Source organism: Streptomyces sp. JNUCC 63 (genome assembly GCF_054366325.1).
In genome coordinates, this window is record NZ_CM135963.1 from 7727440 (window position 1) to 7747335 (window position 19896).

A 19896-nucleotide genomic window follows, 5' to 3' on the forward strand; every position below is an offset into this window, starting at 1 on the left:
GATGGGGTTCCGGAATGGCTGGAGATTGCCTATCCGGAACCCCGGTGTCGGCGCTGTCACATTGTTGTAGTTGGATGATGCTGACAACTCGTCAGGTCGGGTATCGCCTCATGTTGTCCCGGCGGATGGCCGTTGTCGGACCGGCGCGGCCGTGCCGGTGGCCTGCTTCCAGGTGGTGAAGCGCTGGTTCATCTCGGTGCGGTAGCCGGGTGCGGTGAGGCGGTGGCGTCGGGGCGGAAGCGGGGTGAGATGCCGCTGAACGCGGACAGGAACCGCTGCGGCGCGGCCGGGCGAGGTGAAGCGCTTCATCGCCCGTTCGCGATGGCGGGTCGGCTGGTGGCTGTTCTCGGCCCGGTTGTTGAGGTACTCCGAGGTACGGTGCTCCACGCCCGGCATGACCTGGCGGCGGCTGCGCCGTAGGAGCGGAGCTTGTCGGTGACCACCACCCGCGGCGTGTACTCCAGATCCTTCGGGAGTCGGCGGAAGAACCGGACAGCCGCCTGCGTGTCGCGTCGGGGCTGGACCAGGATGTCGAGGACGCTGCCCTCCTGGACCACGGCCCGCCACAGGGAGTGCAACCGGCCGTTGATCTTGATGAAGACCTCGTCCAGGTGCCATGTGTCCCCGGGCCTCCGCCGCCGCCGGCGCAGGAGGTGGGCGTACTGCTGCCCGAACGTGCCGCACCAGCGGCGGACCGTCTCGCAGGAGACGACCACACCGCGCTCGGGCATCAGCTCCTCGACCTCGCGGAACGACAGCGGGAAGCGGAAGTACAGCCACCCGCAGTGCGCGATCACCTCGGCCGGGTACCGGTGACCCTTGCACGACGGCGGCACGGTCTCCCCGGTGGTCCCCTCCCCGCACGGCCAACCCCAAGATCATCCCACGCGCCAGCCAACGCGACAGTGCCGATCAGCCCCATACGGCGTTCCATCCGTGGGGAGGAAACGGGAAACAGCACTGCTCGTCTTGTCCGTCCGGCCGGGGGTGACGCAGTCTTTCGTGCGGCAACCCCGTTCACCTGGATGGATGGTTATGGAGGTTTCCGTGCCGCAGCCGTCCACCGTGTTCGGCGAGGAGCTGAGAAGGCGGCGGTTGGAGGCTGGTTTCAGTCTCACCGCACTGTCTGCCGCCGTGCACTACAGCAAGGCGCAGCTGAGCAAGGTCGAACGGGGCATCAAGGCGCCCAGCCGCGATCTTGCCCGACTGTGCGACGCCGCCCTTGGGGCCGGCGGAGCACTCATCGCCCTGGTCACCCCGCCCGCCGCTGACGCGCCAGACGGATCGGTGCCGGGCGGGATCGGCGAGGAGGAGTGGATGATGCAGTTGTCACCGGACGGCCCGAGCTGGTTCCAGCCCGTGGGCCGGCGGCAGGTCGTAAGCGCCGGCGCCGCATCGCTGATGAGGTGGAGCACGGGGGGCCAGGGAGCCGTCTCCACGGCTGCCGGGGGAGGCATGCTGGAAGCGTCCCGCTCCCTGTTCACGCACTACCGGCGGCTCGGCCAGAGCGTCGAGCCCGGCTTCCTGCTGCCGGGTCTGATCGCGCAGACGCACACGCTGCGGGAGCTGTCCGCGCACACCGACTCCCGTATGCGTCAGGAGCTGCTGGCGCTCGGCTCCCGGTACGCCGAGTACGTCGGCTGGCTGGTGCAGGAGACCGGAGACGAACAGGCGGCGCTGTGGTGGACGCAGCGCGCGGTGGATCTCGCGGCCGCCGGCGGTGACCGGGCGCTGGCCGGTTATGCGCTGGTCCGCCGGGCGCTGGTCACGCTGTACCAGGACGACGCGGAACAGACCGTCGCCCTGGCGCAACGCGCGCAGAGCGGCACGCTCCCGCCGCGGATCCGCGGGCTGGCCGCGCAGCGTGAGGCACAGGGGCACGCGCTCGCGGGCGACCGCGACGCATGCCTGCATGCCCTGGACCGGGCCCGGGCACTGCTGGCCCGCCAGGACGGCGATGCCGACACACCGGTGATCGGCAGCATGCACCTGCCCGACTCGGTTGGCATGGTCACCGGCTGGTGCCTGCTCGACCTCGGCCGGCCGCGGGAGGCGGCGGAGGAGCTGGACCGGCACCTGGCCCGGGTCTCGCCCGAGGCGGTACGCACGCAGGTGCGCTACGGCGTCCGCCGCGCGCTCGCTCATGCCTCGGACGGCCAGATCGACCAGGCCTGTGCGCTGACCGCACCGCTCCTCGACGGAGTGGCGGCGGTCCGGTCCGCGACCGTCACGATCGATCTCCGGCGTCTCGCCCGCGTCCTGGCCCGCCACTCCGATCACGCCTCGGTACGCCAACTGGCCCCGCGGCTTGGCACGTTAACGCGCTTCCCGACGTACTGAAGAAGAAAGGCCTGGTCATGACCGACGTGTTCATCAACTACCGCACGGGGGACGGCGACAAGACCGCCGCTCTGATCGACCAGGAGCTGTCGCGCCGCTTCGGCCGAGACCGCGTCTTCCGCGCCTCGAAGTCCATCGCCCCTGGCCACGCCTACCCCGACGCCCTGCTGACCGGTGTGCGGCGCAGCTCCGTGCTGCTGGCTGTCATCGGGCCGGACTGGACGAACTTCCGGGCCCGGCTGCGCGACCCGGAGGACTGGGTACGCAAGGAGATCCTGGAGGCGTTCGCCTGTGGCATACCGGTTGTTCCCGTGCTGGACGGCCGGAAGACGGACCGGCTGACCAAGGCGGACCTGCCGGACGAGCTGGCGCGGCTGGCCGACCTCCAGTCCATACCGTTCGACACGCACGACACCGAGACGGGCCTGAAACGCCTCGGCGACCTGGTGGCCGAGCTGGTTCCCGGGCTGCATGACCTGGACCGGGATGCTGCTTCGTCGCCCGCCCCCGCCGCGGTGAGGAACTCGATCGGGGACGTGAGCGGGACGGCCGTACAGAGCCGGGACTTCACCGGAGACGTCGGCGGCACCGTCATCAAGGACTCCCACGGGCCTGTGCACACGGGCCGGGGCAACATCTACCAAAACTCGCATCACGTGTCGGGCGGCCGGCACTTCTCCGGCAACGGGATGACGTACTTCGAGGGCGACCATCACGGCGACATCCGGCACCGGTTCGGCGAGCCGGACCGACGCGAGGACGACGACCGGTGAGCGAGCACATCAGCACGCGGGTCGAAAACCCACACGCCCCCATGCACACCGGCAGCGGCGACCTCCACGTCACCATCGGCACTCAGCTGCAGGACCCAGACAGACCCACCTTCCGCCGCCTCGCCGACGACCACCTCGCCTGGCTCAAACAAGTGCTGGTCGCCCCGGCCGGCATGGGAGCAGCCCGCCACAAGCTGACCGACACCGGCACCGTGATCCTGGACGGCCCCCCGGGAAGCGGCCGCACCTCGGTGGCCCGGGTGCTCCTGCGCGAGCACGACCTGGGCATCGGCGTCTTCCACGAACTACTGCCGGACGAGGAAGACGAGCTGTCCCTCAGCAACCCGGCTCTGGTAGGGACCGGCGACCGGCTGCTGCTGGACCTGTCGGCGGCCACCGCCGTCCAGTGGGCCGCAGCCCGGGCGGATCTCTCCGCCCTCCGCAAGGCCGTACACGAACAGCACGCGCACCTGGTCGTCGTCATGCCGCATGGGCATCCCCTCGACCCCGACCTGCAGCACTACCGCATCAAGATCGACCCCCCGGACGGCCTGCAGGCCTTCCGGCGACACCTCCGTGTGCACGGGGTGCCCTACGAGCCCGATCCAACCGTCACAGCATTTCTGGCCGATCCCCGGCCGATGCGAGAGATCGCCGACTTCGCCGACCTGGTGCGGCGAGCCCGCGAGGCCGCCGGCACCGATGAGGGTTTCGCGCAGTGGTGCGCAACGGCCCGCAAAGCGCGGGACGACCGCCGCGCGGAGATCGCCACACTCGTCGCCAAACTACGGGAGAGCCCGCAGCGGGCCCTGCTCATCACCGTGGCCATGCTGCACGGCGCTCACGCCGACGTCATCCACCAAGTAACCCAACTCCTGCTGCACACGCTCAAGTCCCCGCCCGACGAACAACCCTTGCTCCAGCGCAAGGACCTCGCCGAGCGGCTGACGGAGATATCCGCCAGCACCGGACCGGACGGCCACGTCCGCTTCACCGAGCTGGACTACGACGCCGCGGTCCGCGCCCACTTCTGGGACCACATGCCCGACCTGCGACAACCATTGGGCACCTGGACCGCGCACAGCGTGGAGTCAAGCGACCCGTACGTCACCCGGGAGCTCCGTAACAGCCTGGTGGCACGGCTGGCCGAACAGTATCTGCGGACCGGGCGCGGAGAAGGCCTGGCCTCCCTGGCCGAGGACTGGAGCACCACGACCACGAGCCGGGCCCGGCTGGAGGCCGCGGTGCACGCGCTCACCTGCGGCCTCAACGATCCCGCACACGGCAGGGGCTTCCGCCAACGGATCTACCAGTGGTGTGCTCAGCGGCAGCTCAAGGGGGAGTTCGCGCAGGTCCTCGTCCAGGTCTGCGCGGATGTCATCGCCACCAGCCACCCCGACCAGGCCCTGTTCCGGCTCTACCACCTGGCCCGCCGCGAGCAGGGCACCACCCGTGCCCTGCAAGCGCTGTGCGACCTGGTGACAACGAGCGGCCGACTGCGCCGACGGCTACTCGACCGCCTCGCACGCTCCCCTCTCTCGCCCGCCGAACTCCGCATCTTCCTCCCGGCCTGCGACCCCGTGCCCCTGAGCGCCCCGCACGACAACGGACACGCCTTGATCGAGGAGAGCGGTGTACGCGAGTCCTTGACCAGCGGCTGGCGGGCGGTACTCAAAGAGCTGCCCCATGCGGAGTGGTACCCGCAGGCGGAAAGCTGGCTGCACACGGCGACCAACACCGGACACCGCGGCGACCTGCTGCTCGACCTCCTCGTCGCAGCCGCCGACCGGTGTGACGACCAGCGCGGCACGGCCTTCGCCACGCTGTACGCAAGTGCCCGCGCCGCCGAGCGCACAGCTCCTCACGGGGCTGCCCGGGCTGCCGCGACCACGGACCGGCTGCTGCAGAAAATCTCCGCGGCTCAAGGCCTCGGCCGGCCCGCCGCGCCACCGTCAACGGCATCATCTGGGGGGAGCACACCGTGACGACCGGCTGCAAGACGACGACCGTCTTCCTCACCATCCTGTGCGGCCTGCTGCTGACCATCCTCGGCCTGACACAAAAGTGGCCCGCATACGCATGGCCCGTACTGGCCGTCCTCCTCGTCGCAGTTCCCGCGGCAGCCTTCAAAATCGCCGCGGCGCGCCGTGGCTCCTTGCCCGTCGACCTCGAGGAACAACGCACTGCGCCGCCCGTCGAACGCAGGGAACACCACGTCAGCCGCGTAGCCCTGCCCAGCCACTGGGCCGACTACGACTTCCTCTTCTCAGCCACCGTACGGTGGTACCCCCTCGAAGCGCCCGGCGGCGATCCCGTCCTCAACCCAGCCGGCCTCGCCGTCGAAGCGGTCCTGAACCGTGCCCGCGCGATCACCGAACAGCGGGAACCCAGCCGGCCCACGCTCGTCCAGCACGAACTGAGCGGTGCACTCAGCAGGTTGCGCCCGGACCCCACCGGGCACCTTCAGGTCATGGCGGAGGACATCACACTCGTCCTGCGCGAACAGGACCAGGAGCGCTTGGACAGACTCGCCCAGGTACGCAAGGACAAGGCGGTCTGGGAGCACCAGCGCAAGTACGAGCAGAGCAAGCGCGAATATTTGAGCGAAGACGTGCTCAAGGACACCGGCAGCGCGGTCGTCTGGTGGCTCGCCAAGAACGACGACCATGTGGAGAAGACCGTGGCGGACCTCGGTCTGCTGGCCCAGCTCACCTCCGCCGCCAACGACGCCGACGTGCCCGAACGGCTGCGTGATCTCATACCCCGACCGCACGGCGAGCGCCCCGGCCCGGACCTCCTGCAGGGGCGACCCGCTCCCTTCGAACCACAGCCGACGGCCGCGGACCACTTCGAGGCCTTCCTCGACAGCATGGGGTTCACGGACGGAGACGTTCGACGGACGATGCTGGCCAAACAGATCGCCGACGTCATCAGGACACAGGACCAGCACGAGACAGCTGAGGACCTACTGCGCAGGTTCGACCCGCCAGCGAGTTTCACACCGGACGACGGTGAGCCGCCGGCTTCCGCAGACGACACCAATGAGAAGCCCGCAATCTGACTTTTTTAAGGAGAGGAACAATGGACAGTGAGCTGGCCGCCCTCGCCGCATCCGGAGCGACCACCCTGGTCTCGCTCATGGTCACCGACTCCTGGACACACGCCCGTGACCTCGCCGGACGGTTCTTCTCGCGCAACGGCGCAGACGACACCGCGATCACCGACCTGGACACCGCCCGGACTCAGCTGCTCGCCGCCGAGGCGACAGAGGACACGCAAACCACCCGTGACATCACGGAACAGTGGCACGCCTGCCTGCAACACCTTCTGCAGGCAAGCTCTGCCACTGGCGACGACCTGCGCGACCTGCTCACCTCCTTGCAGCGGATCGCGAACAACCCAGATATACAACCGGGCACCGTGCACAACGACCTCAGGGGCGGAGTCCAGCATGGCCCTGTCATCCAATCGGGCAGGATCACTGGACTCACCTTCCACGTCCACCATGCCGCCGCTCCCGCGCAGGACGGGACAGAGCCGTTCATTTGACAGACCCCTCCCTATGACCGACGAAGCGGCCAGCGTCGTGCTGGCCGAACTCGCCGCGCGGCAACCGCACGTCCAGGGCCAGTCGACCAGACCCCGCGCCCCGGCAAGAGCCGGGAGAGTCTCCTTGCCCGGTGGCGTGCGCGCCCGGGCCCGCGTGCGGTCCGGGCGCCGGGTGCGGCTGCCATCGCTGCGCCCGCGGACCGGCGGGCGGGGCCGGTCCTACCGGGCCAGCGTCACGGTGATGGGGACGTTGGGGCAGTGCCCCAGCGTCTCGGCCAGGGCGGCGCGTTCGGTGGTGCCGATGCTCAGGCCCCAGCGGGTCTTGTCGGCCACCCAGTCGGTGACGTAGGTGCAGCGGTAGCCCTCGGCCGGCGGCAGCCAGGTGCTGGGGTCCTGGTCGGCCTTGGACCGGTTCGAGGCAGCCGACACCGCGATCAAAGCGTGGTGGTCTTCGAGGTCGTTGGCGTAGGCCTCCCGTTCCTGGGCGGTCCAGGCGGAGGCGCCGGAGTCCCATGCTTCGGCGAGCGGGACCAGGTGGTCGATGTCCAGGCCTCGGGGGCCAAAGATGTAGCGGTCGTCGTAGGGGGAGTACCACTCGCCGCCGCTCAGGGCGCAGTGCGCCCCCTGCACGGGGGCGATGACGGCTTCGGCTTTGAGGACTTCGGCGCGGGTGGTGCAGCCGTCCTTGTCTGTGTCGATCCAGTGCTTGAACTTCGAGCGCTCGTACCCGGTACGGGATCCCTCTTGTACGGGCAGGCCGGCCAGTGCGTCGCGGACGGGCAGCGTCACCGTCTGCCCCGGCGCACGTACCTGATGCGGTGCCGAAGCCGTGCTGGGGGCGGCGGCCGCGGCGGCCGGCGCCGTCAGGAGCAGCGCGGTGAAGGAGGCCACCGTGGCGGTGGCGCGGGCGAGGTGCATGAGAAGTCCCCCTCGAAGGTCACGAACGAGTCGTGATCTTCGTAGCGGCCCGCCGGCGCGACGCGCCCGGCAACCGGCTCAGCTGTCATCCGTACGACGGGTAAGTCACCTCAGCGGTAGCCGTTGGTGAATCCGAGGTACGCGGCCCCCCACCAGGAGGATTGCGGCAGGCATTTTGAAGCCGAGCACATCTCCGCGCAGTCGAACCGTCCCTGCCGTCACGTCCCACCCGCTCCTGCCGCTGGCTTGTCCTCCGGCGGCGCCGTACCGGGCGCAAGCGCCGAGGCCGGCCGATCGGCAGGGGAGGCAGAGCGTTCGGCCGCGGCTCGACCGTGCTCAGCTTCTGCCGTTCTGCTCCGTCCTGCGCCCTGCCGTGTTCCGCCATGGCCGCCACCGCACCGAACGCGCCGGGGTGATGTGGCCGATCCACAGCAGCTTGTCCAGGCAGCCTGACGCCTTGCTCTGTATCTCCGACTGTGGGCAGCAAGGAAGACCGGGCAGGGGCGTACCGCTGACGGCTGGACGCCTTGACCTGCTCGTGCAACCACGCCTACCAGGTCGCTCACTTGCGGCGCGAAGCCGGACGCGGTGGAGGTGACCGGTGCGTTGTGGTGCCGGGCAGGCGATCCTGGGCCGGTACGCTGCGGCTCGTACGGTTCACGGCGGGAGGGAACGGCAGGTCATGGGACGTCAGAAGCTTTGGTGGGGGCGGAGCCTGGCTGCCGTTGCCGTGCTCGCGCTGGCCGGCTGTACGGTCACCGACGACACGGTGGATCCCAAGGCGAGTGACGCCGCGCCGTCCGTCTCGGTCGGCGCGCCGGGTGGCGAGGCCGACACGGGCACGTTGCCGGGTGTGCCGTCGGCCGAGCAGGCCCGTGCGGAACTCGCCGGGCTGAAGGTGGCGCCGCACGGCTCGATGGCTGGTTACAGCCGCGCGAAGTTCCCCCACTGGGCTCAGCAGGGGGAAAAGTGCGACACCCGGGAGACGGTGCTGGAGCGGGACGGCACCAGCGTGCAGCGCGACGAGGAGTGCCGGGCGGTGTCCGGACGCTGGATGAGCGTGTACGACGGCAAGACGTTCACCGGCGCCTCCGACCTCGACATCGACCACGTGGTGCCGCTGGCGAACGCGTGGCGGTCCGGGGCGAACACGTGGTCGCAGGAGAAGCGGAAGGCGTTCGCGAACGACCTGACGCACCCGCAGCTGCTGGCGGTCTCCGCCGCCTCGAACCGGTCCAAGGGCGACCAGGGCCCGGACGAGTGGCAGCCGCCGTCCAAGCCCTACTGGTGCACCTATGCCCGGGCCTGGGTATCGGTGAAGGCGACGTACGAGCTGTCGGTGACCGAAGCCGAGAAGAACACGCTCACCGAGATGCTGGGTACCTGCCCTTCATGAGCGACCACGACCCCCAGCAGGAGCGGCTCGTCGACGAGGTGAAGGCCGGGCCCGGCGGCGCGATGACCGACGAAGTCGGCGTCATCACCGGCGAGCTCACCGTGGCCACCAGCCTCCTGCCCGACGGGCGCGCCGGCATCGCGATCCAGTACACGGACGCCGACGAGTGGTACACCCTCACCGGAAGCCCCGCCCCGGTGCCGCCGGAAGGCGTGGCCGCGCTCCATGCGCAGGTCCTGGAGCGGGTCTGCCGCGGTGGCGGCGCCGAAGCACCCCGCTGATCCGGCACAGCCGCCGCTGAGGGCACCACCGGTATCTTCCGCTTCCTCGCCGACGGCCACGGTCCGTGTCTGTACCGGCATCGGCCGGGACACCCTGCCGACCGTAGATGACGCCGGTTCGTAAGCCGGTGCCACAAGCACGCAGGTTGCCTCTCCCCCTCCGCGTCTGGAGGAGGGGGAGAGGCAACCTGCGTTCGACGCGGTCTACTTGAACCAGTAGCAGGTCAGCCCCCACCCGCGTACGCGATCTTCCAAACTGGTACTCCGCCGCGTGAGTGTGCCACTCACGGCTCCATTCGGCGATCTCTGCGGCACCGCGGCAAACATCCGCATCCGCACGAGCGGTACAGCGCTTGTTCACCACTGCGGGCAGCAGACGGCGACGATGCCCCGCGTCGGAGGCCGCTGGTCAGCCCGGCGTGCGGCCCTGGCCGGCGGCTTTGCGCAGGCTCTCCTCCAGCGCGGCCATCAAGTCCACCGTCGGCTCGGGCTCGGCGGGCTGCACCAGTTGGCCTCCGGATTCCTTCGCCGCTACCAGTTGCTGCAGTGCTGCGGCGTAGTCGTCGTGCAGCTCGGCGAGGTCGACGTCGGGCATCTGGGTCATCAGCAGGGAGGCGAGCTCCAGTTCTTGCCCGGTCACCGGCGTGGTCGATGCGATGTTCCCGGGTTCGCAGACTTCTTCGGGCCACAGAAGTGTCTGGACGACCAGTGTGTCCCGGCGCGGCCAGACTGCTGCCAGGCGTTCCCTGGTGCGCAGCGTCACCTTGGCCACGGCCGCGCGCTCGGCCCGGGTCAGCGCGGCCACCAGCAGCGCGTACGGCCGCTGCCCGGCCTGCCCGTGCGGTGCGGCGTAGTAGGCGTGCGAGAACAGGATCGGGTCCAGGCCATCGACGGGGACGAATCCGAGGACGTCGATGACGTGCTTGCTGGGCAGCGGCAGGGCCTGGAGATCTGCTTCTTCGAGCACCACCGTGTGCCCGTCGGGGGTTTCGTATTCTTTCGCGATCTCCCGGTTGTCGACCTCGCGGCGCTCGGCCTGGCATACGCGCCGGTGTTGGATGCGGGAGCCGTCCGCGGCGTGCACCTCGTGCAGCTCCACGCCGTGTCGTCGTGTCGCCGGGAACAACTGCACCGGCAGGCTGACCAGGCCGAACGTGATCCAGCCCGTCCACATCGCCTGCGTCGGCACTTCCATGTCTCCAGCCTCCGCCGCAGCATCCACCGGTGCACCTGCGAGCGGATCCCAGGCGTTGCCGGGCAAGGAAGGCGCACGTGAGGGGTACGAGGGGCCGACGCCTTCCGGTCACACCTGGCTGCCGGCGTTCCCGGTCAGCGCACGCGACCGAGGTGGATCACGCTGACGCGTACCTGCTGGTCGCTGATCTCGTACAGCACGCGGTAGGCGCCGACGTGGATGCGCAGCAGATCGGCGCTGCCGAACGCGCCGTCGGGGCGGGGGTTGTCGGCGAGGCGGTCGACGGCGGTGAACACCTGCCGTACCCCGTCGGGGTCGTCCTTGGCGAACCGCTCCGCCTGGGCGAGGGCCTCGGGCTCCCAGATGACCTCGTAGCTCACGCCTCAGCTCCGCCGAACACGCGCCGGTACGCCTCGTCGTGCGGGACGCCGGCGTCCTCGCCGCGGGCCTGGCGGGCGCGGTAGGCGGCCAGGGCGCGCAGCTCCTGCAGTTCCAGGGCGTCGGCGGGGCTGACCAGTATGGCGACGGTCTGGCCGTGGTCGGTGATGGCGACCGGTTCACGGGTGGCGCTGACCTCGCGCGCGATGGCGCCCAGGCGGGCGCGGGCTTCCACGATCGAGTAGGTCGTCTCCGTCATGCACACCACCTTACGGAAGTGTGCACCTCCCAGCCATCGAACGCGATTCGTGCGCAATGCGTACGGTAAACGTGCGTAATCCGTACGGTTCGTGAGGTAGGCTGTCGGTCAGGAGGTGTTCCGTGTCCGAGTTGTTCGACGCGGTCGACGCGCTGGTCGCGTCCCGCTCGCCGCTGCCGCCGGCGGGGGAGCGCAAGCGGCTGCGTCAGGCGCACGGCCTGACGCTGGACGAGGTGGCCGCCGCGCTGAAGGTGCGCCGGGCCACGGTGTCCGGCTGGGAGTCGGTCAAGAAGCCGACCGAGCCGCGCGGCCCGGAGCGCGAGGCATACGCCCGGCTGCTCAAGCAGCTCGCGGAGCTCTACCCCGCACCCACGACCGCGCCGGAGCCGACGGCCGCGCCGGTGCCGGCCACGTTCACCGGCACGCCCGTCCCGGCAGAACAGGCCCTGTCCGCAGGCCCGGCCCCCGAGGCTGCGGCCATGACTGCACACGAGAACACCCAGACCGCCCCCGCTCCCGCCGCTGCTCCGCAGGCCGCGCCGCGTCCGGCACGCACCACCAGGAGCACGGCGACGTCGCGCCGCCCGGGCGCGCAGAAGGCGGCCCCGGCCGGCACCCCGGCCGGCGGTGCCGACCCGCGCTTCGCCAACGGGCCGCTCGCGGTCGTCGACGTCGAGGACGGGCAGGTGCTGGCGTACTGCGTCGGCGGCCTGGTCCTGGACGTGCCCGCCAAGTCCCTGCCGGCCCTGGTGGAGTGGACGCTGCGCGAGGCGAAACTGGGACAGCCGAGGCTGGCCGGGCCGGGCAAGGACGCCGACCCGCTGCTCGTGCTCACCCAGGCCGCCCTCGAGCGCTACGGCCTGCCGGTCGCCCTCACCGAGGAGGAGCGCCTGGCCGGGCGGCTGCCAGAGGGACACAAGGTCGTCAAGCAGCTGGCGCGCGCCGACTGGAAGCTGACCAAGCGCGGGCTCGGACCGTGGGCGCGGATCTACCGCCCGGCACAAGGTGCGGAGCGCTCTTGCGTACAGCTGTGCATCCCGTCGTGGCACGCGCTCGACTCCCGCCACTGGGGCCGTGCCGCCCAGCTTCCGCCGGCGGACCTCGCCCGGCTCCTGGGCGTGTACGCCTCGCGCGTGATGACGCCGCGCGGCTCCACCGCCGTCACCGGCCTGGAGCTGATGACCGCGCTGCACCCGCCGACCCGCGCCTCCGAGCCCGACGCCGACGGCCGCCGGCACTCCGAGCACAACCCCGGCTCGCTGGGCAAGGACCCGATCGACCCGGCGCCGTGCGAGGCCCCCGACGGGCACCCGCTGCTCAAGGACCTGCCGCGCTTCCACGTCCGCGGCCCCGGCGAGAAGCTGTTCGAGGAGGCCTACGACTGGGCACGGCCCATGACGGATGCCGAATGCACCCTGCGGCACCTGGTCGGCATCGACGTGAACATGGCCTTCGCCGCCGGCGCCAACGGCCTGGTCGTCGGCCTCGGTGCGCCCACGCACGTCAAGGCGCCGGTGTTCGATGCGAAGCTGCCCGGCTCGTGGCTGGTCGACCTGTCCCACGTCGACCTGTCCCGGGTGAAGGTCGGCAAGGAATGGGCGGACCTGGACGCCGGTCTGCTGCCCAGCCCGTTCACGCCGAAGGGCGAGCGCCCCCAGGGCCCGGCCTGGTACGCCACGCCCACCGTCGCCTACGCCGCCGAGCTGGGCTACGAGGTCCGCCCGATCGAGGCGCACGTGCGCTACGACAACGGCCGCTACCTGGACGGCTGGTACAACCGGCTGCGCGACGCCTACCTCGCCACGATGGCCGACCTCGGCGTGCCCGCGGACCTGGCGCCGGCCGACTTCCTGGCGGCGATGGACGGCTACCAGGAGCGCGACCCTCAGCTGGCGATCGTCGTCTCGGCGATCAAGGCGACGGTCAAGGGCGGCCTGGGCAAGCTGCGCGAGCGGCCCCGCGGTGAGGGCTGGCGGCCGGGCGAGCCGTGGCGGGCCCTTGCCCGGCCCACCTGGCGGCCGGACATCCGCGCGGCGGTCATCTCCCGCACCCGGATCAACCTGCACCGCAAGATCGTCAAGCATGCGGCGTTCACCGGGCAGTACCCGGTGGCGATCCTGTCCGACTGCGTCGTCTACGCGGCCGACGGCCCCAGCCCGCTGGACTTCCTGCCCTACTCCGGCGGCAGGCCGCTGCCCGGCGGCTTCAAGCTCGGCATCAACCCCGGCCTGGTCAAGCACGAGGGCACCCAGACCGTCCTGTGGGGCGAAGAGGTCCGCGAGCGGTTCGACGCCCCGGAACTCAACCTCGCCCGCTACATCAAGGACGGCACCGTCACCGACGCCGACAACGGAAAGTAGGAGTAGGCGATGAGCCTGTTCGGGGACGGCCTGGACGCCGCGGTGCAGAAAGCCTTCACCCTCCCGGCACCCAAGAGCGCGCCCGCGCAGATGCGGTACCTGGTCAAGCAGCTGGGGGGCACCAAGGCGGTCGCCCAGCTGCTGCGCATCTCCCAGCGCACCGTCGAGCGGTACGTGAAGGACCAGATCAAAAAGCCGCGTCCGGACCTTGCCGCGCGCCTGGAGCGCGAGGTGACCAAGCGGTGGCAGCCGCAGATCCGGGCGAAGGCCCGGCAGAAGGCGGCGACCACCGGCGGCATCGTCATCGACGCCCGGGCCCGGATCGGCTACACCGCGCCGATCGGCTCCACGGACGAGGACCGCCTCCGGCACCTGACCGTGGCGCTGCCGCCCCGCTACGCCGCCCGTCTCTTCGAGGCCCAGGAGCGGGGTGCCACCGAGCAGCGTCTGCGGGAGATCGCGGCCGAAGGGCTCAAGGAGGTGTACTTCCAGGACAGCGGCCGCCGCGCCGGCCGGCTGGAGGAGGTCCGCTTCACGGACATCGAGCACCTTCAGTTCGACCTGTAGCAGCCGCGCCCCGAACAGCCCGCGCGCCCGGACCGATGAGCCGAAGCCACGGTAGTTGTCACCACAACCGCCGGGGCGGGGTGCGCCGGGCTGATCACTGGGCCTTTGTGCAGCAAGGGGCGCCGCAGCCGGTGACAACAACCATGCTTCGCCCGGCCGAAGCCGCAGGTGGGTGGACGCCGATGGTGACAACTACAGGAACTGGCCGGCGCCGTGCCGGAGGAGATCGGCCATCCTTCGGCGGTTCGTGCCCACCCCCTTGATCGTCCTCGCCGGTCGACGCTGAACGGCCGGACATGCCCTGCTGCGCCATTAGCATCGGCTCATGCCGACCGAGCGGATGGAAGCGTTCAGCGATGGGGTCATCGCCATCCTGATCACGGTCATGGTGCTCGAGCTGCCCACCCCGCACGGCACCACTTGGGCGGCCCTGCACGACGCGCTCCCGGTGCTGCTGACCTACGTGCTCAGCTTCGTCTACCTCGGCATCTACTGGAACAACCACCACCACATGCTGCAGGCGACCGATCGGGTGAACGGGCAGATCCTGTGGGCGAACCTGCACCTGCTGTTCTGGCTCTCCCTGATCCCCTTCACCACGGCCTGGATGGGCCAGAACCACTTCGCCGCCGTCCCCACGGCCGCGTACGGCATCGATCTGCTCGCCGCTGCCCTGGCCTACTACACGCTGCAGAAGGCGATCATCCGGGACCAGGGTGAAGAGTCCCTGCTCGCCACCGCCGTGGGCAGGGACCTGAAGGGCAGGGTCTCGCCGCTGCTGTACGCGAGCGGCATCGGCCTGTCCTTCCTGAGCGACTGGCTCGCGGTGGCAATCTATGCCGGCGTCGCGCTGATGTGGCTGGTCCCCGACCGGAGGCTCGAGCGGACCATTGCCCACAGACCGACCCCGGGCTCGGGCGGGTCCGCCCCCTGACCTCCGCGGCGTCACGACGGCAACGGCGTCCGGTCCTTCACTACGGCAAGGACGGCGCCCCCACCGGCCCGGACAAGGAGCACGCCGAGACCTCCACCGCCGCCAGGCGCTCGCCGCTGCCGTCCGGGGCATCGCCATCGCGGTGTGGGTGCACACCCTGCCCCGCCTGAAGCGTGGGGAGCCCTGGTACGAGATCGGCGTCGACGACCCGGACCGGCGCCGCGAGCGCTACCCCGAGCCCGCCGGCCGCTGACGCCCCGCACGATGCCGGGCACGTCCTTGCGCACGAAGGGCCTGCCCGGCGTCCGGCCCGGCGGGCGGAACGGGCACCGAAGTCCTCGCGCCACCGCGTGGGACGGATCGGCCCACCGGACGGCCGCAACCCACGAAAGGCCCTCCACCGGCCGCATGAGACGCACCAGAGCAGAGACCACCATCCGGGATCTGCCGGGCAGCCTGTGGCACGCCCTGTCCCGGCTCCAGCACACCCACCCCCGACCCCGTGGGCCGCACCGGGCCGCTCGCCCGGCCGGCCGGACTGCTGTCCTTCGCCGCAGCCACCGACACCGCCCTCGCCGCCCGCGTCCAGCTCACCGGTGCGGAGACGATGCACGACCTGAACGAGACGCTCCGCGCGCTGACCCACGGCCTGTCCTGGGACACCCTCGCCACCGGCCCCGACGTCGCGCTGGACGTCACGCTCGGCAGACGGCAGGAACTCCCGCTCCACGCCGTCGGCCTCACCCGCCTCTTCGAGAACGCCGCCGGCACCCTCGGCGCCCGCCGTACCCCGGGGGAGGGCGCTGCTTCCACTGCGACGGAACCGGACTCGCCCGCCCGCTGTGGGAACCGGCGACCGGGCAGGCCTGAGCGGCCCGCAAGAGAACGCCGCGCCCCGGGCCGCCTTCTGGACGGCGTGGGGCGCGGCAGGCGGAAGGCACCTGGAGGCTTCTGCGGATGCTGCCGCCGGCGCGGGGCGCAGCGCCGCGAGGGGAGAGCGCCGGCCTTTCTCCACCGCGCGCGGCTGCTTCCCGTCGGCCTCGGGGCGCGCGGTGACCACCGCGTCGACGGACACCGTGGTGCAGAGCGCGACGGCCCCGGCCCGGCTTGTGCCGAAGCGGACCTCGATCGGCCGCGGCGAGCGGATCAGGCGGCCTGCGGTGTGACCATTGCGCCCCCACGAGCGGCGCACCGGCGAAACGCCTGACCTGGCCTGCCCACACCAGCCCGAACGGGGACCGGAACCACCCCCCGGCACGCTTTGAAGCCCCCTCGGCAGGCACCCGCCGTCAGCGTGACGACGCCCCGGCATCGCACCTATGTTGAGCAACGGCTTCACGGGGCCGCCGGTGCTGAGCCTTCGAGCCGTGAACGCCCCGGTCATGCGGGTGAGTTGCCGATTTCATGGGCGTGCACCCGACTGATTATGATCTTGGTCATGGCTGTGCAGAACCCTGACAAACCCCCTTCCCGTAAACAGAGACTTCAAGAGAGGCAGCGCCGTCAGCTGGCGGTGGTCGACACCGTGGACAAGGCCGAGGCCAAGGTCCGCAAGGCAGAGGTCGAACTGGCCGTGGCGGTCACTGAGGCAGTGCAGGTCTTCGGAGACGAGCAGTCCGCGTCCGAGGGACTCGATATGCCGGTCGAAGCCATCCGGCGCTTCCTTGGCATGACTCGGGACGAAGTGGCCGGGGGCGACAACGGCGCCGAGGCCGAGGGCAGATCCTGAGCTCGGCGTTCGTGGCGAGCCGTGGGGCGAGATCGGTGTCGACGCCCCGCACAGCCGGGTGCCGGGGTGCTCCGCGGCGTCCAGCGCCTTGTCCAGGGTCAGCACCAGCGCCTTGGCGGGTGCTTCCTCGCAGTCGGCGGCGTAGATGATGCCCCGGCCGCGCTCCAGCTTCTACAGAACCCAGCCTGACGGCCGGCGCGGCCCGAGGATCTTGCGCTCCATGGACGGCGGGGGCAGCCAGGTCGTGGGGACGTCGTCGTACGAGACGCCGGGTACAGGCTTCACGTGGTCAGGGGCTTTCACCCACACCATGTACCAGGCGGGTGTCAGCGGTCAAGTAATTCCCCACGATCTTCATGATCAGCGTCACGTAATTCCCCACCCGGGCTGAGGCCGTGACGGGCCGCCCGATCACCGAGTGTGCGGCTGGTCCGGTCAGTCAAGGGCGCCTTCGGCGGCGCTTCGCGCTGGCCTTACGGCCACCCTGGACAGCCCTGACCAGCCTGAACGACGGTCTGGCTATCGGGCGGCCCGGGAACCTCTGGCGCCCTGGGGATCCCGACGCACGGTCACCGTCCCCATGTCCACGGCGGTCGCGGCGTCAGCGTCCCCCTGGCCCATTACGTGACGTTCGGGGTGGGGAATTGGCGGCTCTGGCGCTGATCTTGTGACGCTACCGGTGTCAGTGGCGTCTGTGATCGTGACTCGTCGCAGGTCGCGGCGCACCGCCCCCGCGGGTTCCTGCTTCGGTATCCGTCAGTCGCTTCGCACCAGGGCCATCCGCCCGTTTCCCGTCAACCCACCGTGAACTCGTCGTAGATGTCCAGCAGGTCTTCGTCCTTCGGTACGTCCACCTCGGTCAGCGTCTCGCGGCAGACTACGGCGGTCAGCCTGACCAGCTCCAGCAGGCCCGGGAAGGATGAGCTCTCCACGAAGTGAGGCTGCCCATCCTCTGCCCAGGAAGCCGACCGAAGTGCACCGTGCCACTCCTCGGAGGCGTCTCCGAGGACTACATGAAGCGGTTTTTGCCGGAGACGCAGCGACAAGAAGTGCACCGCTGTGTCCGCGATCGCGCCGCGTAGGAAGTCGTGCGTGGCGGTGCCAGGCTGCTCATCTTCGATGACACAGTACATGCCCAGAGTCGGAACGGGCCGACACGCGCGGACGAGGCGCCGCCGTACAGACGCGGGCAGCTCCATGAAGGACGGAAACCCAGACGCCCCGGCCAACGCGGAGACCGCCACCCGCTCCGCGTTGTCGACTCTCTCGCCGTCAACGGCCACTGTCGTCAACTCAGGGGGTTCTGAAGGGTTCCAGTCAACGACGCACACGACCCCGTCGGCTATTACTTGACGCACATCTCATCCTTGTTCGTGCGGTAGTTCGTGTCGTAGTTGAACACCATCGAAGTGATTGTCTTGCCCCCCCGGAGATCATGAAATTTGACTCTGGAGCTGATCTTGTGGACGCAGTCGGGTCAGGGCGTGAGGAGTATGCGCTTGCGGAGGAAGTCGAGGTTGGCTCGTCCATACCCTTGCCTTTTGAGTAGTTTCGTCCTCGTGACCTGTCCCTCGACCTGACCGGAGCTCCAGGGAGTGGAGAGCCCGGCCATGACAGCGTTGATGTCGCGGCTCAGTCCGTTGATCAGGGAGTGCAGGGCGGGCAGGTCGTCGGCGAGGACGCGCTCCATCCAGGCGGGCAGTTGGTCGCCCCGCAGGTCGCGCATCATGGCGGCGAAGTCACGGACGTGGTGGGTGACGGCGTCGAGTTCGGGACAGCTGGTCCGGATCTCCTTGAGATCGGCGGCATCATCGGCTGTCAGGTTTCCGAGGTCGGTCATGATCCAGCGGACGATGCGGCGGGGCCGTGGAGCCGGACGGTGCACGGGTGGCGCGGCGGTGGCGGCCTTGAACGGGCGGAGGTAGCGCCGCACGGTCTGGATGCTTCCGGCGAAGCCCAAGGCGACAATCTCCTGGTGGAGCTGGGCACTGTTGTGACAGCCCTCGTTCCACCGCTGGTGGAGGTAGGGCGTGTACTCGTCCAGGATGGTGGAGCGGTTCGTCGCTTTGACCAGCAGTTCGTCGACGCTGGTGGCGCGGGCGAAGCGGCGCACGGTGGACCGGTCCAGCCGGAGTTTCCGGCAGATCTCCTCCAGTGTGCTGCCGTCGTCCAGGAGGTGTCGCACGGCGGCGTAGCGTTCCCTGGTCCGGGTCACCAGGCGGCGCTCTCGTCCGCAGACGTCGAGCATCTCGGCAGCCGGTGCCGGCGGTGACGTCTGCCAGATATCGTCGCTGGCTGGCGGGGCTGTCGGTACGGTGTTCTCGAACGCGGTCCGGACGCAGGCGTGGTGGGCGGAGACAGTTTTTTCCACGGCCTCGCCGAGGTTGTGCCACAGATGCCAGGCATCGGCGACCTGCACCGCTTGCGGGGCTCCGCTGCGGGCGCCCTCGGCATAGGCTCCGGCCCGGTCCCGGCAAATGATCTCCACTTCCGGATGGCCCTTCAACCATGCAGCCAGCGGTTCGGCATCCCGGCCGGGCAGCACGTCCACCGGGCGTCGCCTCTCCAGGTCCACCAGGATCGTGGCGTACGAATCGCCCTTCCGCAGCGCGAAATCGTCGACACCGAGCACGCGGATCTCACCCATGGGTTCCTCCGGCGTGGCGCGGACCAGACGTAACAGCGTGTCCTTGGCGACCTGCAGGCCCAGCACCCCGGCCAGGCGAGCGCCCGCGCGGCCAGCCAGCGCGAGAGCGATCGAGGTCAACTGCTTACGCACCAGTGGCGTGTAGCGGGCATGCGGGCTCGTCAGCCCCGCGATCTGCTCGGCGAACGTCACCGCCGGGCACGCGGGGTTCGGGCACTTGAACCGCCGCACCAGCAGCTCGATCACCACACTGGCCCCACCGACCGCGGCATCCGCGAGCCGTCGCATGTACCGGCCGTGCACCCGGCCCGACGCACTACCGCAATGCGGACAGTCCGCACCCGCCGAGCGGGCCCGCGCACGCATCGTGACCACCCCGACCGCAGCCCGCTCGACCAACTCCACCACGACACCAGCCAGATGAGGGAACAACACCTCGAAACTCCGCGAAGAACACGCGAGCCATGATCACAGCCACCACTGACACCGACAGCGTCACAAGATCAGCGCCAGAGCCGAATTGGCTGACCGTCGACAGCGGGCTCCACCCCGCCTTCAGGCGTGTTCTGC

General features: G+C 70.1%; 18 protein-coding genes and 1 pseudogene. 12 read left to right on the forward strand and 7 right to left on the reverse strand.

All coding sequences use genetic code 11. The annotated features are described in order from the left end of the window. Window positions 1–108 precede the first annotated feature (108 nt). Window positions 109–836 (reverse strand): annotated as a pseudogene (locus tag ACX25U_RS35805) (IS6 family transposase). A gap of 211 nt (window positions 837–1047) precedes the next feature. Between ACX25U_RS35805 and ACX25U_RS35810 the strand changes: the two are divergent. Genes ACX25U_RS35810 through ACX25U_RS35830 form a run of 5 tightly spaced genes read left to right on the forward strand, consistent with a single transcriptional unit; the run spans window position 1048 to window position 6662 of the window. Next, window positions 1048–2340 carry a helix-turn-helix domain-containing protein gene (locus tag ACX25U_RS35810; RefSeq protein ID WP_454386195.1) on the forward strand — a complete coding sequence of 431 codons (1293 nt, stop codon included), beginning with the start codon at window positions 1048–1050 and terminating at the stop codon, window positions 2338–2340. A gap of 17 nt (window positions 2341–2357) precedes the next feature. Continuing rightward, the gene (locus ACX25U_RS35815; RefSeq protein ID WP_454386197.1) at window positions 2358–3113 is read left to right on the forward strand and encodes a toll/interleukin-1 receptor domain-containing protein; all 756 of its coding nucleotides are present in this window, start codon (window positions 2358–2360) and stop codon (window positions 3111–3113) included. Then, window positions 3110–5098, forward strand: coding sequence for a hypothetical protein (locus ACX25U_RS35820; RefSeq protein WP_454386199.1), 1989 nt, complete (start codon window positions 3110–3112; stop codon window positions 5096–5098). The genes ACX25U_RS35815 and ACX25U_RS35820 overlap by 4 nt, the downstream gene beginning before the upstream one ends. Continuing rightward, window positions 5095–6174, forward strand: coding sequence for a hypothetical protein (locus ACX25U_RS35825; RefSeq protein ID WP_454386201.1), 1080 nt, complete (start codon window positions 5095–5097; stop codon window positions 6172–6174). The genes ACX25U_RS35820 and ACX25U_RS35825 overlap by 4 nt, the downstream gene beginning before the upstream one ends. A 20-nt stretch (window positions 6175–6194) precedes the next feature. After that, window positions 6195–6662 carry a hypothetical protein gene (locus ACX25U_RS35830; RefSeq protein ID WP_454386203.1) on the forward strand — a complete coding sequence of 156 codons (468 nt, stop codon included), beginning with the start codon at window positions 6195–6197 and terminating at the stop codon, window positions 6660–6662. Window positions 6663–6881: 219 nt separating this feature from the next. Here the strand turns inward: ACX25U_RS35830 and ACX25U_RS35835 are convergent, their stop codons facing one another. Then, complete coding sequence (locus ACX25U_RS35835) at window positions 6882–7580, reverse strand: HNH endonuclease family protein (protein WP_454386205.1); 699 nt, start codon at window positions 7578–7580, stop codon at window positions 6882–6884. A 682-nt stretch (window positions 7581–8262) separates the two neighbouring features. On the opposite strand from ACX25U_RS35835, the gene ACX25U_RS35840 reads away from it, so the two are divergent. Beyond that, a complete protein-coding gene (locus ACX25U_RS35840) occupies window positions 8263–8976 on the forward strand; it encodes a GmrSD restriction endonuclease domain-containing protein (protein WP_454386207.1) in 714 nt (237 codons plus the stop codon). Then, window positions 8973–9257: a hypothetical protein gene (locus ACX25U_RS35845; RefSeq protein ID WP_454386209.1), complete on the forward strand. Its 285-nt coding sequence runs from the start codon at window positions 8973–8975 to the stop codon at window positions 9255–9257. The genes ACX25U_RS35840 and ACX25U_RS35845 overlap by 4 nt, the downstream gene beginning before the upstream one ends. 409 nt (window positions 9258–9666) lie before the next feature. Here the strand turns inward: ACX25U_RS35845 and ku are convergent, their stop codons facing one another. From ku to ACX25U_RS35860, 3 genes are all read right to left on the reverse strand, one after another. Next, window positions 9667–10518, reverse strand: coding sequence for a non-homologous end joining protein Ku (gene ku, locus ACX25U_RS35850; RefSeq protein ID WP_458633790.1), 852 nt, complete (start codon window positions 10516–10518; stop codon window positions 9667–9669). Between the two features lie 68 nt (window positions 10519–10586). Then, entirely contained in the window at window positions 10587–10832 is a 246-nt protein-coding gene (locus tag ACX25U_RS35855; protein WP_454386213.1) for a type II toxin-antitoxin system RelE family toxin, read from the reverse strand. Then, complete coding sequence (locus ACX25U_RS35860; RefSeq protein ID WP_454386215.1) at window positions 10829–11089, reverse strand: type II toxin-antitoxin system Phd/YefM family antitoxin; 261 nt, start codon at window positions 11087–11089, stop codon at window positions 10829–10831. Before ACX25U_RS35860 ends, ACX25U_RS35855 begins: the two co-directional genes overlap by 4 nt. Before the next feature lie 122 nt (window positions 11090–11211). On the opposite strand from ACX25U_RS35860, the gene tap reads away from it, so the two are divergent. The 5 genes from tap to ACX25U_RS35885 all read left to right on the forward strand — a co-directional run bounded on the left by tap (window position 11212) and on the right by ACX25U_RS35885 (window position 16679). Next, window positions 11212–13449, forward strand: a complete 2238-nt coding sequence (tap, locus tag ACX25U_RS35865; protein WP_454386217.1) for a telomere-associated protein Tap — start codon at window positions 11212–11214, stop codon at window positions 13447–13449. Between the two features lie 9 nt (window positions 13450–13458). Then, a complete protein-coding gene (tpg, locus tag ACX25U_RS35870; protein WP_454386219.1) occupies window positions 13459–14016 on the forward strand; it encodes a telomere-protecting terminal protein Tpg in 558 nt (185 codons plus the stop codon). A 325-nt stretch (window positions 14017–14341) separates the two neighbouring features. Beyond that, a complete protein-coding gene (locus ACX25U_RS35875) occupies window positions 14342–14950 on the forward strand; it encodes a TMEM175 family protein (protein ID WP_454386221.1) in 609 nt (202 codons plus the stop codon). Window positions 14951–15452: 502 nt separating this feature from the next. Continuing rightward, window positions 15453–16157 (forward strand): hypothetical protein, encoded by a 705-nt coding sequence (locus ACX25U_RS35880; protein ID WP_454386223.1) that lies wholly within the window; start codon window positions 15453–15455, stop codon window positions 16155–16157. Between the two features lie 231 nt (window positions 16158–16388). After that, the gene (locus tag ACX25U_RS35885) at window positions 16389–16679 is read left to right on the forward strand and encodes a hypothetical protein (RefSeq protein ID WP_454386225.1); all 291 of its coding nucleotides are present in this window, start codon (window positions 16389–16391) and stop codon (window positions 16677–16679) included. A gap of 794 nt (window positions 16680–17473) precedes the next feature. On the opposite strand, the gene ACX25U_RS35890 is transcribed toward ACX25U_RS35885, so the two are convergent. Together ACX25U_RS35890 and ACX25U_RS35895 are read right to left on the reverse strand one after the other, a co-directional pair. Continuing rightward, a complete protein-coding gene (locus tag ACX25U_RS35890) occupies window positions 17474–17611 on the reverse strand; it encodes a hypothetical protein (RefSeq protein ID WP_454386227.1) in 138 nt (45 codons plus the stop codon). Window positions 17612–18156: 545 nt separating this feature from the next. Continuing rightward, complete coding sequence (locus ACX25U_RS35895) at window positions 18157–19761, reverse strand: ISL3 family transposase (protein WP_454386229.1); 1605 nt, start codon at window positions 19759–19761, stop codon at window positions 18157–18159. Between the last annotated feature and the right edge of the window lie 135 nt (window positions 19762–19896).

Bases quoted from the DNA above. Each gene is read 5' to 3' on its own strand.
- ACX25U_RS35815 (WP_454386197.1), top strand. From the start codon at position 2,358: ATGACCGACGTGTTCATCAACTACCGCACGGGGGACGGCGACAAGACC.
- ACX25U_RS35830 (WP_454386203.1), top strand. From the start codon at position 6,195: ATGGACAGTGAGCTGGCCGCCCTCGCCGCATCCGGAGCGACCACCCTG.
- ACX25U_RS35835 (WP_454386205.1), bottom strand. From the start codon at position 7,580: ATGCACCTCGCCCGCGCCACCGCCACGGTGGCCTCCTTCACCGCGCTG.
- ACX25U_RS35840 (WP_454386207.1), top strand. From the start codon at position 8,263: ATGGGACGTCAGAAGCTTTGGTGGGGGCGGAGCCTGGCTGCCGTTGCC.
- ACX25U_RS35845 (WP_454386209.1), top strand. From the start codon at position 8,973: ATGAGCGACCACGACCCCCAGCAGGAGCGGCTCGTCGACGAGGTGAAG.
- ACX25U_RS35860 (WP_454386215.1), bottom strand. From the start codon at position 11,089: ATGACGGAGACGACCTACTCGATCGTGGAAGCCCGCGCCCGCCTGGGC.
- tpg (WP_454386219.1), top strand. From the start codon at position 13,459: ATGAGCCTGTTCGGGGACGGCCTGGACGCCGCGGTGCAGAAAGCCTTC.
- ACX25U_RS35875 (WP_454386221.1), top strand. From the start codon at position 14,342: ATGCCGACCGAGCGGATGGAAGCGTTCAGCGATGGGGTCATCGCCATC.
- ACX25U_RS35885 (WP_454386225.1), top strand. From the start codon at position 16,389: ATGGCTGTGCAGAACCCTGACAAACCCCCTTCCCGTAAACAGAGACTT.